At 65.2% G+C, this 15,581-nt stretch carries 13 protein-coding genes; 7 read left to right on the plus strand and 6 right to left on the minus strand.

Annotation, left to right across the window (positions count from 1 at the left end):
- Positions 1 to 9 precede the first annotated feature (9 nt).
- Positions 10 to 1,455: a decaprenylphosphoryl-beta-D-ribose oxidase gene (gene dprE1 / locus ACRVY7_RS20730; RefSeq protein ID WP_387314326.1), complete on the plus strand. Its 1,446-nt coding sequence runs from the start codon at positions 10 to 12 to the stop codon at positions 1,453 to 1,455.
- A gap of 99 nt (positions 1,456 to 1,554) precedes the next feature.
- A complete protein-coding gene (gene dprE2, locus ACRVY7_RS20735; protein WP_431818471.1) occupies positions 1,555 to 2,316 on the plus strand; it encodes a decaprenylphospho-beta-D-erythro-pentofuranosid-2-ulose 2-reductase in 762 nt (253 codons plus the stop codon).
- Between the two features lie 27 nt (positions 2,317 to 2,343).
- On the opposite strand, the gene ACRVY7_RS20740 is transcribed toward dprE2, so the two are convergent.
- The 4 genes from ACRVY7_RS20740 to ACRVY7_RS20755 form a co-directional block, all read right to left on the minus strand.
- Positions 2,344 to 2,760 (minus strand): VOC family protein, encoded by a 417-nt coding sequence (locus ACRVY7_RS20740; RefSeq protein ID WP_431818472.1) that lies wholly within the window; start codon positions 2,758 to 2,760, stop codon positions 2,344 to 2,346.
- A 66-nt stretch (positions 2,761 to 2,826) separates the two neighbouring features.
- Positions 2,827 to 3,246 carry a helix-turn-helix transcriptional regulator gene (locus ACRVY7_RS20745; RefSeq protein ID WP_049700178.1) on the minus strand — a complete coding sequence of 140 codons (420 nt, stop codon included), beginning with the start codon at positions 3,244 to 3,246 and terminating at the stop codon, positions 2,827 to 2,829.
- A complete protein-coding gene (locus tag ACRVY7_RS20750; RefSeq protein ID WP_431818473.1) occupies positions 3,243 to 4,481 on the minus strand; it encodes a glutaminase in 1,239 nt (412 codons plus the stop codon). Before ACRVY7_RS20750 ends, ACRVY7_RS20745 begins: the two co-directional genes overlap by 4 nt.
- A gap of 300 nt (positions 4,482 to 4,781) precedes the next feature.
- Positions 4,782 to 5,477, minus strand: a complete 696-nt coding sequence (locus ACRVY7_RS20755; protein ID WP_431818474.1) for a lysophospholipid acyltransferase family protein — start codon at positions 5,475 to 5,477, stop codon at positions 4,782 to 4,784.
- Between the two features lie 36 nt (positions 5,478 to 5,513).
- Here ACRVY7_RS20755 and ACRVY7_RS20760 point away from each other — a divergent pair, with 36 nt between their 5' ends.
- The 4 genes from ACRVY7_RS20760 (at position 5,514) to ACRVY7_RS20775 (ending at position 10,676) form a co-directional block, all read left to right on the plus strand.
- The gene (locus tag ACRVY7_RS20760) at positions 5,514 to 6,062 is read left to right on the plus strand and encodes a TetR/AcrR family transcriptional regulator (protein ID WP_431818475.1); all 549 of its coding nucleotides are present in this window, start codon (positions 5,514 to 5,516) and stop codon (positions 6,060 to 6,062) included.
- Between the two features lie 52 nt (positions 6,063 to 6,114).
- Positions 6,115 to 7,821, plus strand: coding sequence for an HNH endonuclease signature motif containing protein (locus ACRVY7_RS20765; protein ID WP_431818476.1), 1,707 nt, complete (start codon positions 6,115 to 6,117; stop codon positions 7,819 to 7,821).
- 108 nt (positions 7,822 to 7,929) lie between these two features.
- Positions 7,930 to 9,927: a galactan 5-O-arabinofuranosyltransferase gene (locus ACRVY7_RS20770; RefSeq protein WP_431818477.1), complete on the plus strand. Its 1,998-nt coding sequence runs from the start codon at positions 7,930 to 7,932 to the stop codon at positions 9,925 to 9,927.
- The gene (locus ACRVY7_RS20775; protein ID WP_431818478.1) at positions 9,924 to 10,676 is read left to right on the plus strand and encodes an MBL fold metallo-hydrolase; all 753 of its coding nucleotides are present in this window, start codon (positions 9,924 to 9,926) and stop codon (positions 10,674 to 10,676) included. The genes ACRVY7_RS20770 and ACRVY7_RS20775 overlap by 4 nt, the downstream gene beginning before the upstream one ends.
- A 53-nt stretch (positions 10,677 to 10,729) precedes the next feature.
- Here ACRVY7_RS20775 and ACRVY7_RS20780 read toward each other — a convergent pair whose 3' ends face one another.
- Both ACRVY7_RS20780 and aroQ read right to left on the minus strand, forming a co-directional pair.
- The gene (locus ACRVY7_RS20780) at positions 10,730 to 11,590 is read right to left on the minus strand and encodes an SAM-dependent methyltransferase (RefSeq protein WP_431818479.1); all 861 of its coding nucleotides are present in this window, start codon (positions 11,588 to 11,590) and stop codon (positions 10,730 to 10,732) included.
- Positions 11,590 to 12,051: a type II 3-dehydroquinate dehydratase gene (gene aroQ / locus ACRVY7_RS20785; protein WP_049700301.1), complete on the minus strand. Its 462-nt coding sequence runs from the start codon at positions 12,049 to 12,051 to the stop codon at positions 11,590 to 11,592. The genes ACRVY7_RS20780 and aroQ overlap by 1 nt, the downstream gene beginning before the upstream one ends.
- Positions 12,052 to 12,179: 128 nt before the next feature.
- On the opposite strand from aroQ, the gene ACRVY7_RS20790 reads away from it, so the two are divergent.
- Complete coding sequence (locus ACRVY7_RS20790; RefSeq protein WP_431818480.1) at positions 12,180 to 15,545, plus strand: arabinosyltransferase domain-containing protein; 3,366 nt, start codon at positions 12,180 to 12,182, stop codon at positions 15,543 to 15,545.
- The last annotated feature ends 36 nt before the right edge of the window (positions 15,546 to 15,581 follow it).

Raw genomic sequence — 15,581 nt, forward strand, 5'->3', positions numbered from 1 at the left:
TCCCTAACGATGTCTACTGAAGAGCTCCTGCCGATCACCACGCGCACGCTGGCCGGATGGTCACGTACCACCCCGATCACCGGGCATGTCCTGTCGACGCCATACCCCGAGGTCATCGCCGATGCGGTGGCTCGGGTCGCCGACGACAACGCGGACAAACCGGACTACCTCAAGCGTGGGGTCATCGCCCGTGGACTTGGCCGCTCGTACAACGAGTCGGCGCAGAATTCCGGTGGCCTGACCGTCGACATGACGCCGCTGACCAGGATCTATTCGCTCGACGAAGAGACCGGCATCGTCGACGTCGACGCAGGCCTCTCGATCGACCACCTGATGAAGGTGGTCGTGCCCCGCGGCTTCTGGGTGCCGGTGATGCCCGGTACGCGGCAGGTCACGATCGGTGGCGCAATCGCGCACGACATCCACGGCAAGAACCACCACGCGACCGGCGCGTTCGGCGATCACGTCACCGAGATGCAACTGCTTGTTGCAGACGGTCGGATTCTCACCCTGACTCCCGAGGGTTCGCCCGACGACCCCGACGGCTCGCTGTTCTGGTGCACGGTGGCGGGTATCGGCCTGACGGGCATCGTGCTGCGGGTGAAGATCAAGCTCAAGCGCACCGAGACGGCCTACTTCAAGGCAGACACCTTCACCACCAACAACCTCGACGAGACCATCGCGCTGCACCTCGAGGACAACTACGAGGACGGCTACGAGTACGCGTCCGGCTGGTTCGACACGATGAGCGCCGCCCCGAAGCTCGGTCGCGGTTCGTTCAGCCGCGGCAACCTGGCGACATTCGACGAACTGCCGGACAAGCTCAAGAAGGACCCGCTCAAGTTCAACCCGAAGCCACTGATCACGCTGCCGAACATCTTCCCGCGTGGGCTCGACAACAAATTCGACTTCGGACTCATCGGCGAGCTCTACTACCGGGCCGGATCGAACAAGCGCGACGTCATCGAGAGTCTGCCGCAGTTCTATCACCCGCTCGATCTGATCGGGAACTGGAACAACGCCTACGGACGCCCCGTCGCGTACGGCAAGGGCGGCGGATTCACGCAGTACCAGTTCATCGTTCCCAAGGGCAACGAGGACGAGTTCAAGAAGATCATCACCGACATCCAGGCGTCGGGTCACATCAGCTTCCTCAACGTGATCAAGCTGTTCGGCAAGGGCAATCCCAAAGCGCCGCTGTCGTTCCCGTTCGAGGGCTGGAACGTCTGCCTCGACTTCCCGCTGCGTGCAGGGCTCGCGGAGTTCCTCAACGACATGGACCGTCGTGTCATGGAGATCGGCGGAAGGCTGTACACCGCAAAGGATTCGCGCACGTCTGCCGAGCACTTCCACAAGATGTACCCGGAGATCGACAAGTGGATCGCCAAGCGTCGCGAGATCGATCCGACCGGGGTGTTCCTGTCCGACATGGGCCGACGACTTGAACTCAACTGACGCGAACTCGGCTCGCTTGTACTGAATTGCGTTGCGGCCGAGTCCGGTTGCCCGTTCAGACCACCATTTACTTCCCAACACCCGAGGAGACACCAACAAATGTTCAACGCCGTCGATTCGCCGCAGTCGATCCTGATCCTCGGTGGCAGTTCCGAGATCGGACTCGCCATTGCCAGCGAGTTCCTCGTTCGTGGACCCGCCCGCGTCATTCTCGCCGTCGTGCCCGGTGATCCGACGGCCGACGCCGCAGCAGACACCATGCGCAAGGCGGGTGCGACGTCGGTCGAGCTCATCGACTACGACGCGACGAAGCCCGAGACGCACCCCGAGACCATCGAGAAGGCTTTTGCCGGAGGCGATGTCGACCTCGCGATCGTCGCTGCCGGTGTGCAGTTCGACGACGAAGAGGTCTGGCAGGACCAGCGCAAGGCCGTCACCGAGGCGACCATCAACTACACCGCCGCGGTCAGTGTTGGTGTGCTGCTCGGCGACAAGATGAAGCACCAGGGTCGGGCGCAGATCGTCGCGATGAGTTCGGTTGCGGGCGAGCGTGTTCGACGCAGCAACTTTGTGTACGGGTCGTCGAAGGCAGGTCTCGACGGCTTCTACCTCGGCCTCGGCGAGGCGCTGGCCGACGACGGCGTGCACGTCCTCGTCGTGCGTCCCGGCCAGGTGCGGACCCGACTGTCGGCGAACGTCAAAGAAGCGCCGCTCACCGTCAACAAGGACGTCGTCGCCAAGGCCGTCATCAAGGCCGTCGACGACAACAAGGAAATCGTCTGGGTGCCTGGCACTTTCCGGTTCATCATGACCGTGCTGCGCCACATCCCGCGCAAGGTCTTCCGCAAGCTGCCGGTCTAGACGCACCCGAAGTCACGCTCGCGACACTCAGGGGCGAGACTTCATCTGTCCGATGCGGATTCGGTTGCCGAACGGGTCGCGGATACCGAAATCGATGCCGTAGTCACGATCGGTCGGTTCATCGGTGAAGTCGACACCCTTGGCCCGAAGTGCGTCTGCGGTCGCGTAGGCATCATCGGTTGACATCGAAAACCAGCCACCGCCAGCACCTTTCGTCAATAGGTCGCGGACCTGGGCTGCGGTCTCCGGGCTCAAAGACGGCGGCCCGGGGATCTCCAACATGAGTTGGCGGTCGGGGTCGGACGGCAGATTGATGGTGAGCCATCGCATGAAACCCATGTCGACATCGGAGTGCACCTCGAAGCCGAGGTTGCCGACGTAGAAGTCGAGGGCTTCATCGTGGTCGAGTACGTAGATCTGGGACAGGATGATCGTGTTGGGCATGGCGGGAACGCTACCCACGCTGCCCCGGTCTCACTTGTCCAAAACTGCTCTGTTCGTGACAGATGCTCATGCCGGCCGACGTAGCGCCTTGACCGCGCAGATCGGCGCACCGTGGTCGCCAGCGTGACGGCGATGCGCGGTGGGTGTCTCGCCCATGATCTGCCCGAAGGTCCTGGTGAATGTCGCGAAACTGCTGAACCCGACTGCGGTGCTGATGTCGCTGATCGACAGCTGCGTCTCGCGCAGCATTGACGACGCTCGCTCAATCCGTCGTCGTTGGAGGTAGCGGTGCGGCGTTTCGCCGAAGGTCGCCTTGAACACGCGGCTGAAGTGCGACTCCGACACGTGCGCAATCGCCGCCAGCGCAGCAAGGTCCAGGGGTTCAGCGAACCGGCAATCCATCGCATCACGCGCGCGCAGCATTCGCCGATTCGTGTCCTCGGTGTGGTTCGTCCGCGCGCGTGCCTGCCGCGCATCACCAGTCATGATCTGTCCGGATAGCTTCCGTCGCCCAGATCGGGGTCGGGCAACGTGTCGTCGGGATCAATCAATACGACGCGGCGCCCGTCCTCGCGGACACGACGCATGCCCTCCAAGATCATCCGACGCCCGACGTCGGCGAAGTGGCTGACCTGACTGACGTCGAAAACCACAGTCGGGGTGCCTGTTTCGTCGGCAGCCAGATTGTCGAGGACGTACTCTGCGCCACTGAACTGGATGACTCCCTGTAGTTCGAACGTCGTCGAATCGTCGGAGGTTCGGACGTCGCGCAGCACGGTGGTTCCGTAGGGCTCGGCGTCGACCATGTGCATGTTCATGTCGGTTGACAGTCGACGAAAGGCCAACACGCCGCGCGTGCTGTTGCCGTGTTCGTCGAGCCGTGGCGAGAAGACGGCGATGCCGCATTGGCCGGGCAGTGTTCCCAGAAGTCCGCCCGCCACACCGCTTTTCGCCGGAATTCCGACGGTGGTCAACCACTCCCCCGCGCCGTCGTACATGCCGCAGCCTGCCATCACCGACATCACCTGGCGCGCGATCCGTCGACTCATCACCCGCTCGCCGGAGACGGGGTGCACGCCGCCGTTGGCGAAGCACGCTCCGATCACGGCAAGATCCTTGGCGGTCACCATGATTGAGCACTGTTGGATGTATCCGTCGACGATGTCGTGCGGCGCATCGTCAACGATTCCGTAGTTGCGCAGCATGTGCGCGATCGCGAGATTGCGGTCGGCCGAGTCCATCTCGGACTTGTGCAGCGCTTGGTCGACGGTCAGTTCGCGTCCGGCCAGCGTGGAGAAGAAGCTGCGCGCCCGCTCGACGCGGGAGTCGACGTCGGCATCGTCGTCGACGAGCAGCCCGTGGGTGGTTATCGCGCCGGCGTTGATCATCGGGTTGCGCGGCCGGCAGGTACCGCTCTCGAGGGAGAGTTCGTTGAATGCCTCGCCCGACGGTTCGACGCCCACCTTCTCCAGCACAGTGTCAAATCCGCGGTCGGCCAGAGCCGCCGCGTAGGCGAGCGGCTTGGAGATCGACTGGATGGAGAACTCGACCTCGTCGTCGCCGACGCAGTACGTGCGGCCGTCGACCGTTGTGACTGCGATGGCGAACAGATCGGGGTTGGCCTCGGCCAGGTCCGGGATGTAGTCGGCGACGGCTCCGCCGCGCTCGGCATCGAGCGAATCGAGGACCTCGGTCAGATAATCGCGGACGGGTGACTGCATACAGGTAGACGCCTCCTTGCGCTTTGCTGTCCACGGTACCGACGACCGCGCCGCGGGCTGATCCGTATGACAGTCGGCCCCGATTTTGGGGGTAAACGTCATACGGATCGCTGGGCGGTCGAGCACCACGCCGACCCGCCGCAGCGCTGCAGATCCGTATGACAATAGGCACCCATTTCCGGCGTCTACGTCATACAGATCGCCAAGCCGTCTAGCACCACGCCAACCTGACGCAGCGCTGCAGACTGCAGAACCCCGGGCCGACAACTCGACCGCGCGAGCCGCGCACGCGGACAACCATCACGCTGCGTCGGACTCTTCCGCATGCGACTTCCACTCTCGCGCATACGTATTGACGTATGACTGCCCGGTCTGCGTCGAGATCCTGCGCATCAACTCGTCAGTCGCCGCCCTGATGCCGGCCGCTCCTTCGACGCGATACGGACCGAGTTCCAGTGGCTCGAGAATGTGAATACAGACCCGCTGCTGCCACCAGCGCACCGCAGATCCCGGTCTCGTTCCCGTGATCGCGACTGGTATCAGGGGTGCGCCCGTGTCCATTGCGACTCGAACAGCACCGGTTCGGCCTCTATAGAGCCGACCGTCCGGCGAGCGTGTGCCCTCGGGATGAATGCCCCACGCCCCTCCGTGCGCGAGGATCGTCGTCGCGGCTCGCAGCGACGCCGACGACGCGCTACCCCCTCGCCGGTCGACGCCGATCTGCCCCATTGCCGCAAAGAACCATCGTTGCGTCCGGCCGAAAAGCCCAGGCTTGTCGAAGTATTCGCGCTTCGCCAGAAACGTCACATGTCGCCTCACAGCGAGTGTCAGATAGAACGAGTCCAGCACGGCGAGGTGGTTGGCCGCCAAGATCACCGGCCCGCATCGTGGGATGTGCTCGCGGCCCGTGACTTTCGGCCGCCCAAACACGTACAGCGTCGGCCCGATCAAGAGGTATCGGCACACGTGATAAACCAATGCTGTCCACAAACGCATAGACAGTGTCTACACGAGATAGGAGACACTGTCTACGTGACCGTCGAAGACACCAGATCCGCACTTGTACGTGCGGGCATCGAATTGCTGGAGGAGACAGGCTCTGCCGACGTCGGATTGCGGGCGATCGCGAGGCGCGCCGGCGTGTCTCACGGAGCGCCCCGACGCTGGTTTCCGACGCACCGGAGCCTGCTTGCAGGAATCGCCGAAGTGGGCCTGCACGATCTAGCTGAAGCACTCAAAACTGCAGACCTCGCGTCCGACCACGACCTCGTGGAGATCGGGCTCGCCTACGTCGACTTCGCGCAACGCAGACCTGCGATGTTCACGCTCATCTTTCGTCACGACCTACTCGAGGGGTCGGGCGCCGAGCTTCGAAACGCGTCGCGCCCGCTGTACGAGTGGCTGGTGTCCGTCATCCAGAAGAGCGGTCGTACAACAGATCCCGAAAGGGCCGCAGCCTCACTGTGGGTCGCGCTACACGGGATAGCGGTCCTGTCGTCAACGGGCGCCCTCGAACTCACCAGACCGGGATTGAACGTCGTCGAGATGATTCGTCACACCGTCCGAAACACCGGCTGCTAACGCTTTCACCTGGTCGGACGGAATTGTCAGACCTCGAATGTATGTTCTGACTATGGCATCGGAGAACCCCGACGGCACCGGCCCGCTGACACCCGACGAATCACCCGTCGTGCCCGCGGCCAACAGTCATGCGCATACGCCAGCAGTTGACGCACCGACCTCCGAAGTCGAGACACAGCTGACACAGCTCGCCGACGACGAACTCCTCTACTCCCGTGAACTCGTCGAGGTGCTCTTCCACACCAACGCGATCAAGGCGTGCGCTGACTATCGCATGCTGCAAGCCGCAATCCTGCTGTACGAAGAACGCGAGGCCGAATACCTCCAGCGCATCGACGCTGAAATCGGAACCGGCGAGCACGCCGTCCCCGACGGCTGTACCGACCCCGAACAACTCGCCGCGCTCCTGACTCGGAACAACCAGAACCCGCTGGCCCGCTTCGGCCCCGATGGCCTGACCACAGCCATCGCCGAGCTCGGCGCCACCCTCTGCCTCACACCCGGCCAAGCCAAGAAGATGATCGAGACCGGCGCAGCACTGCGCTACCGCATACCCCGAACCGCAGAACTGTTGGCAACCGGCCGAATCGACCTACCCCGCTTCCACGAAGTCGTTGCCCGCACCGACAACGTCGACGACGCGCATCTCACCGCGGTCGATACCGCACTCGCCGCAGCAATCAGCGCACGAGAACCGATGTCCATGACCAGGTTTCGCACCATGATCGACGCCACCCTCGAACTCGTCGATCCCGACGGCGCCGCCCGCCGCCGCGACACCGCCATCAGCCGCCGCTACCTCCGCATCCGCCCCCACCGCGACGAGCCCGGTCAGTCCAGAATCGACGGCCAACTCCCTGCCACCGCGGCAGCGATCCTCGATACCCGGCTCGAAGCGATGATCGCCGACATCCACCCCGACGACCCCCGCACGCACACCCAACAACGCGCCGACGCACTCACCGCCCTCGCCCAGGGCCACCAGACCCTCCCCTGCACCTGCCCCGACTGCGCCACCGTGTCCGAGACTCCAAGCAGCCACAACGTCGACGACAAGCAGAACCCCGCAGCCACAACCGTCACGCACCCGGTCGCAGCAACTCAGAGCTCCACCGCCCTCGCACCCCGGCCGATGTTCCACATCGTGGTCAACCTCTCGACTCTCCTCAGCCACGACAACAACCCCGCGTTCCTCGACGGCCATGGCCTCATCGACGCCGACACCGCCCGCCGACTACTCGCCGACGCCACCCGGAACTACATCCATCCCAACCGCGTCACCCCCAACAACAAAGCCGCCTATCGCTATCCCATCCCCGAGAAACTGCGAGCCCTGGTCAAGGCAGGCGAACTCTGCTGCACTTTCCCCGGCTGCACCAACAGAGTCGCCACCGCCGACGTCGACCATGCCAAGCCGTTTAACCACGGCAATCCGAAAGCCGGCGGACTCACCGAGCGCACCAACCTGCGCCCCTTGTGCCGCTTCCACCACCGCCACAAAACCTTCGCCGTCGGCTGGCGCGACCATCAGACACCCATGGGCCGCGCCATCTTCCGGTCCCCGGGCGGCTACCACTTCGTCGGCAACGCGTACAACGGTCGCGACCTCTTCCCCGACCTCGACGAACCCGATCGCCCAGACCGACGCATCCCCGGACGGCTCGCCGCCGCTCATAGCGCGCGCATCAGACAACACCGCGCCGACACCCGCGCCTGGCGGCTCGCCAACGACCCCGACACCGGCGACCCTCCCTTCTGACCCACACCCGCACGAGCGACAGCCCCCAGACACGGTCTCGGGGGCCGCGCGCCGTCGCGCTGCGGCGTCCGGCGTGGGTCAGTACGGCCCCCTGCTAGAAATAGACGCGTGACGTCAACGCAGAGCCCGACCACCGACGACTCCAGTCCTCAGGTTGCTGCGACCCCACAGCGTCGAGCCAATCGCCATGTCCGCACCCTGATCGACCTGGTCATCGCGGTGGTCGTCGGGGCGATCGTGGCATTCGTCGGTCTCAAGGCCATCGACTCGGTGCAGTGGCCGGCGTTCAACTCGTCGAACGTCACCCGCTCGCTCACCACGGCGGGCCAGGTGGTGGCCGTGGCGATCCTGGTGATCGCGGCACTGCTGTACCGCTACGGCAAAGCGCGATGGCTCGTCACACTGCTGTCGGCGGCGGGCATCTCCGGGCTGGTCACCGTCACGCTCGGTATGCCACTCGGGGCGACGCGCCTTTACCTCTTCGGCCTCTCCGCCGACCAGCAGTTCCGCACCGAGTACCTGACCCGGCTCACCAGCAGTCCGCACCTGGCGGACATGACCTATCTGCACCTCGCTCCCTACTATCCGGCTGGATGGTTCTGGGGAGGCGGGCGCTATGCGTCGTTGATGGGTCTGCCCGGCTGGGAGGCGTTCAAACCGTGGGCGATCCTCTCGATGGCGGTCGCCGCGGCAATCGGGGTGGTGCTCTGGGCTCGCATGGTGCGCGCCGACCGCGGCATCGCGACAGCGCTCGCGGTCACCGTGGTGACGCTGATGTACGCGGGTCCCGAGCCGTATGCGGCGGTACTGATCATGGTCGGCGTCCCGATGCTGATCCCGATGCTCTACGGCCTGCGCGGTCGTTCCCGTCACGCCGACGGCCCCACCGCCTCGCTCCGCTCCGGCACGAGCTGGGCGGCGGTGGTGGCGACCGGCCTCTTCCTCGGTCTGAGCGCAACCTTCTACACGCTCTACACGGGACTGTTCGCGGGCGTCGCAATCCTGATGGCATTGGCGCTCATCGTTCACGGCTGGGTCAACGCCTCCAACAAAGCGCTACCCCGCGACGAAGTATCGAAAATTCGACGCGGCGTCGTGCTGGCGGTAGTCGGGCGGCTGGTGGTGATGGGCGTCATCTCCGGCCTCATCGCATTGACCGTGTGGGCGCCCTATCTCCTCGCCCGAGCGCGCAGTGAGCCCGCGAGTGGCGGCACCGCCGAACACTATCTGCCAGAACGTGGTTCGTTCTTGCCGTGGCCGATGTTCCACCTCAGCCTCGTCGGTGCGATCACATTCATCGGGCTCGTCTGGATTCTGCTCCGGTTCCGTGAGCGCACCATCGCCGCGGCGCTGGGCATCGCGGTCATCGGCATCTACCTGATGAGTCTGCTCTCGATGCTGGTCACTGCCGCGGGTACGACGCTGCTCGGTTTCCGGCTCGAACCCATCCTAGTCGCGGTGCTCGCGGCGGCCGGAGTGTTCGGGGTCGTCGAGCTCGCCCACTGGGCAGTCGGCAGGTTCGGTGACGTGCGCGTCGTGGTCGGCGTACTCGCAGCGCTCGCGGCAATCGCTGTGGCACAGAGCATTCCGGCCTATCTCTCCAACGAGATCACGACGGCCTACACCGACACCGACGGCTACGGTGACCGCGCCGACAAGCGTCCGCCTGGCGCCGAGTCGTACTACCCGCAGATCGACAAGCTCATCGGAGAGAAGACCGGACGCCCGGCCACCGACAACGTCGTCCTCACCGCGGACTACGGGTTCCTCTCCGTGTATCCGTACTGGGGCTTCCAAGGACTCACCTCGCACTACGCAAACCCGTTGGCGGAGTTCGACAAACGAGCAGCCACGATCGAGACCTGGTCCAAGGCGACGTCGGCCGACGACTTCGTTCGCCAACTCGACGCCGCGCCGTGGACACCGCCGAACGTCTTCTTGTTCCGCTACTCCGCGGACGGCTACGCACTACGCCTCGCCGCAGACGTCTACCCGAACGATCCAAACGTCAAGCGCTACACGGTGACATTCGACCCGAACCTCTTCAACGACCCCCGTTTCGAGGTCACCGACGTCGGACCGTTCGTCCTCGTGGTGCGCAAGTGAGCGCCTTCGAGATCACCGAGGTCGACGCCGCGTCGTCGACGGCGTATCTGGTGCACACGGCCGCGGTGAATTGGGTTCTGCTGCGCGACGATTCGGGCATCACACTGATCGACGGTGGATACCCAGGCAACGCCGACGACGTGGTGGCCTCGATCGAATCGATCGGCGCGCAGCCCACCGACATCAGAGCAGCACTGCTCACCCACGCTCACGTCGACCACATCGGAGGGCTCGCGAAGCTGGTGGACCGCTTCGGCTTCCCGGTGTTCGTCGACCCCGCCGAAGTGGCACACGCACACCGCGACCTCCTGCAACAAGCGGGTCCACTCGACATCGCCGCGGTCGCGTGGCAGCCACGCGCGTGGCGATGGCTGGCGATGGTCACACCCCTCGGCGTACTCAGCCGGGCCGGAATCGCCACCGCACAACCCTTTTCGACCGACGGCGCCCTCGACCTCCCCGGACGACCACAGCCGGTCGTTGCACACGGCCACACCGACGGACACAGCGCCTTCCTCGTCGCCGACGGCGCGGTGCTCGTCTCGGGCGACGCCCTGATCAGCGGCCATCCACTCTCCGGACACCAAGGGCCGCAACTACTCCCGCGCTTCTTCAACCACGACGACGCCGCGACCCGACGCAGCGTCGAATCGTTCACCGACCTCGACGCGACAGTATTGTTCCCCGGACACGGACCTCGTCTCGACGGCCCCGTCGCCGACCTGGCCCGAGAAGCCCTGACTCGATAACACCCGGCACGATAAACCGGCCCGATAGACCGGGGACAAAACTGAGCGATCCGTCAGGAGCGGTCGATCGTCCCGTGTCCGCGTTGGCGTCGAACACCCGACAGCAGCGTCGCGGACTCTTGCGCGCCGTCGGTCTCGGACAGCGAACGCCCATGAGCGGCAAGCACTTCGCGCGTATCCGAAAGCTCACAGTCCCACCCGGCGGCGTCGACGTGCTGCGCGACGTCAACATCGCTGCGCCACAACTTCCGCACATCAGCGAACGGGTCAGCAGCAGAATCGTCGACTACCGACGACGCGGCGCGGCGCACGGTCACCCCGATCCGTGAGCCGGACTCGGATGCCGCGGTGATGCCCTCGATCACGCGCAGGCCGAGTTCGTCGGGCAGATACACGAACAGCCCCTCGGCGAGCCATGCCGACGGCAAGTCGGCCCGAAAACCCTTGCCCTGCAGAGCGCGCAGCCAGTCGTCGGCCAGATCGGAAGCCACCACACGACGTTCGACGGTCGGAGCAAGACCCGACTGTGCGACGAGATCCTCCTTCACCTCGACCACCGACGGCCTATCGACCTCGAAAAGCTTTGCTCCCGAACCGAAATCGAGTCGGAATCCCCGACCATCCAGCCCCGACCCGAGAATCACGAACTGCGTGATGCCGTCGGCAACTGCGGCCGCGAACACCTCGTCGAGAAACACCGTGCGCGCGACGATCCAGTCGTACATCGCTCGAATCTTGGCCGAACCACGTTCATCGGTGCCGTCATCTCCGCCGAACTCGGAGCCGCGGGGCCGGATTCGCGCGATCGCCTCGGCCAGTGGGTCGTCGAACAATGCGTCGTCCCTCGACGATTCGGCGGCTCGCGCCCACGCGACACCCAGCGCCGTCAGTCCGAGATCGTCGAGATCGGCCATCAGCCCAGGACCTCCACGAGGCGTCGAATCGCGAACTCGTAGCCGCGGATGCCATAGCCGATGATCACACCCGAGGCCAGCGGCGACACGAACGAGTGGTGTCGGAACTCCTCCCGCTTGTGCACATTGCTGATGTGCACCTCCATGATCGGAACGTCGGGGATCACGAGCGCGTCGGCGAGCGCGACAGAGGTGTGCGTCCACGCGGCCGGGTTGATGACGATCCCGCTGATGTTGCCGCGCGCCTCGTGCAGCCAGTCGATCATCTCGCCCTCGTGGTTGGTCTGCGCCGCGCGCAGGCCGTAGCCGAGTTCACCAGCGGTGCGTTCGGCTAGTTCGACGACGTCGGCGAGCGTCGCCGAGCCGTACACCTCGGGCTGTCGAATCCCGAGCGTGTTCAGGTTGGGCCCGTTCAGCAGCAGGATCGGCAGCGGTTCGGTATCCGTGGCGTCGGTCGACATGGTTGCAAGCCTATCCACCGGCACCGGGCCCGCGTCCATACTCTCCGGCGTCCACACCCACGAGCCCGTCAGACCCACGAGCGACCGAGAGTTCGCGACGTCGCATCCGGCCGTTAGGATCACTGCTTGTGCAATCGCAGACCGTGAGACGAGCGAAACTCATCGCGATCGTCACCGGCCTGCTCGGAGTAGTCCTCGCGCTGGCCACGCCATTGATGCCGGTCAAGCAGACCACGGCGGAGATCAACTGGCCCTCCACCGGCAGCGTCGAATCCAGCGAGATCGGGTCGGTCTCGGCACCCCTCATCTCCTATGTACCGATCGACCTCGACGTCTCGGTTCCGTGTTCGGCAGCCGAGCGGCTCGGCACCGACGATTCGGTCTTGCTGTCGACGACCCCCAAGCAGGCTGCCAAGTCGGCCGAGCGCGGCCTGTTCATCCGCCGCACCGGTAACCCCGCCGACTCTCCGGACAAGCAGAGCATCGAAGTCGTGGTCCGTAACGTGCCACTCGTCTCGGCCACGCTCGCCGACATGCGCTCGCAGGGGTGCCGCGACATCGTCGTCCACGCCGATTCCGACGCCGTGACCGCCGAGTTCGTCGGCATGACCGCACCCGCCGACTCTTCCGAATCCGGCAACACCACGCTGATGGGGACCACCAAGGGACGCGAGTCGCAGAGTTACAGCTCCGACCAGCGCCCACAGGTGACAGGACTGTTCACCGACCTGTCCGGAGCGGCGTCGGAACTGCCAGGTCTACGCGCACACGTGACCATCGACTCGCGCTATTCGACGGCCCCGACGATCCTGAAATGGCTCGTCCTGATCGTCGGCATCGTGTGCACGCTGCTGTCGCTGTCGGCACTTGCCGTTCTCGATTCGACGGACGGCCGCAAGCACCGTCGAATCTTCCCTGCGAAGTGGTGGCGACTCAACGCACGCGACTATGTGGTGATCGGCGCCCTGATCGTCTGGCATTTCATCGGACCCAACACGTCCGACGACGGCTACCTGCTGACGATGTCGCGGGTGGCACAGAACAGTGAGTACACGGCCAACTACTTCCGTTGGTTCGGTGCACCCGAGGCGCCCTTCGGCTGGTACTACGAGGTCTTCGGCCTGATGAGCCACATCTCTCTCGCCAGCCCGTGGGTGCGAATACCGGCTCTGCTGTGCGGTATCGCGTCGTGGTTGATCGTCAGCCACGAGGTGCTGCCACGGCTCGGCCGTGCCGCGATCAGCCGACCCGTCGTCGGCTGGACGGCAGCCTTCGTCTTCCTCGCGTCGTGGTTCCCGTTCGACAACGGCCTGCGACCGGAGCCGATCATCGCGCTCGGCGCGCTACTGACCTGGTGTTCGGTCGAACGCGCAATCGCGACCGGACGGATCCTGCCCGCCGCAATCGCGTGTCTCATCGGCGCGTTCAGTCTCGCCGCCGGCCCAACGGGCCTACTCGCCGTCGCCGCGCTCATCGCGGGAGCGAGACCGATCATCTTGGCCCTGATCAAACGTGCCCGGGCGATCGGCGGCGGATTCTGGTCGTACGCAGCACTGCTCGCACCGGTTCTCGCCTCCGGGACGTTCGTCATCTTCGTCGTCTTCTCGAACCTGACCCTGCGCGCGTTCTCCGACTCGTCGAAGATGAAGACCGCATTGGGGCCGTCGGCGCACTGGTACAACGAGATCGATCGGTACTCATCGCTGTTCGCGTTCTCCGCCGACGGTTCGATCGCACGACGCTTCGCCGTCCTCGCGATGATCCTGGGCATGGTGGTCTCGGCAGCGGTACTGATCCGCAAGTCGCGCATCCCCGGCACGGCAGTCGGCCCTGCTCGACGCATCGTCGGCATCACATTCGCGTCGCTGGTGTTCCTGATGTTCACGCCGACCAAGTGGACGCACCACTTCGGCGTGTTCGCCGGACTCGCCGCGGCGTTGGCCGCCATCGCCGCCATCGCCGCGAGCAACAAGGCCATGCATTCGCGGCGCAACCGCACCCTCTTCGCCGCGCTCGTGCTGTTCATCGCGGGTCTGGCGTTCACGGCACCCAACTCGTACTACTACGCGTCGGCGTGGGGCATGCCGTGGGGCGTCGGCCAGGTCAGCTTCGGGTTCTCGGTGAGCAATGCACTGCTCTACGTCTCGCTGCTGCTGTTGTTGGTCGCGCTGTGGTTCCACTTCCGCGAACCGTTCACCGGAACCGACCCCCAGGACACGACGCTCGAAGAGACCGACACCGGACAGCGCTGGTATCGCAGGGCGATCGACTCCGTCGCGGGTGCCCCGCTCGCATATGTCGCCGCCGCCGTGGTGATCTTCGAACTCGTCACCGCGGGATTCGCAGCCGTCAACCAGTCGTCGTCGTTCTCGGTTCCGCGGTCGAACATCGAGGCTCTCGCGGGCAAACAGTGCGGCATGGCCGACAAGGTGTGGGTGGAACGCAACCCCAACGACCACATGCTCTCGCCCGTCGACCCGACTCTGACCGATCCCCTCGCGGGTCCGTCGACCGTGGACCCGAACGCATCCCGGCCGCCGACAACCGGATTCACGTCGAACAGCGTTCCCGAAGACCTCACCACGCAGGCGAGCGCGGGCTCGCTCGGCGTGCTCGCAGGCAACGCGACGTCGACCAACGACGTCCTCACCGCCAACAGCGGCGGAACCGGCGGTGGAGAACTCTCGACGGCCGGGGTCAACGGCAGCCGCGCGCGTCTTCCGTTCATGCTCGACCCGGCCCGCACACCCGTCGAGGGCAGCTACTCGACGACCGATCAGGTTCCCGCTCGTCTGACCTCCGGCTGGTACGCACTGCCTGCCGACTACAAGAAGCAGCCGTTGCTGACCTTCTCGGTCGCCGGACGCTACGACAATCCGAACCTCTTGCTGGAGTACACAACCGACCCCGTCGGGTCGTCGACCCGCGACGCCGACCTCAAGCCGACCGGCGAGACCGAGATGATCGACCCGGGGCCGCAACCGTCGTGGCGCAACGTCCGGATCACCACGTCGTCGCTCCCCGACGACCTCACCGCGGTGCGGATCGTCGCCAACGACGACAATCTCTCGGCGGATCGGTTCATCGTGGTGACCCCACCGCGACTGCCCCACATGGAGACGCTGCAAGAGGTCGTCGGAAGCGAAGACCCGGTACACGTCGACTGGACGTCGGGTCTGGTCTTCCCGTGCCAGCGGCCGTTCACCCACCACTACAGCGTCGCGGAGATCCCGAAGTGGCGCATCAGGCCCGGCGCCGACCTCGCCGCGGCCGTCTCGGCGTGGCAGGACTCCTATGGTGGCGGTCCGCTGGGGTGGCTCGAGGTGTCGCAGCAGCCCGAGACCGTCGCGACCTACCTGCAGGGCGACATCGGCCGGGATTGGGGAGCTCTCGAGCGCTACGAGCCCTACGGAGACGTGACGACCCTCGCTCCCATCACCACGGGCACCGCAACGCGCAGCGGGTTGTGGAGTCCCGCACCGATCAGGCACTGACCCGCAACCGCTGATCGCGGCAGCGGGCGGGTGGCG

The organism is Gordonia jacobaea (genome assembly GCF_965344965.1).
GTDB classification, from domain to species: Bacteria; Actinomycetota; Actinomycetes; order Mycobacteriales; family Mycobacteriaceae; genus Gordonia; species Gordonia jacobaea.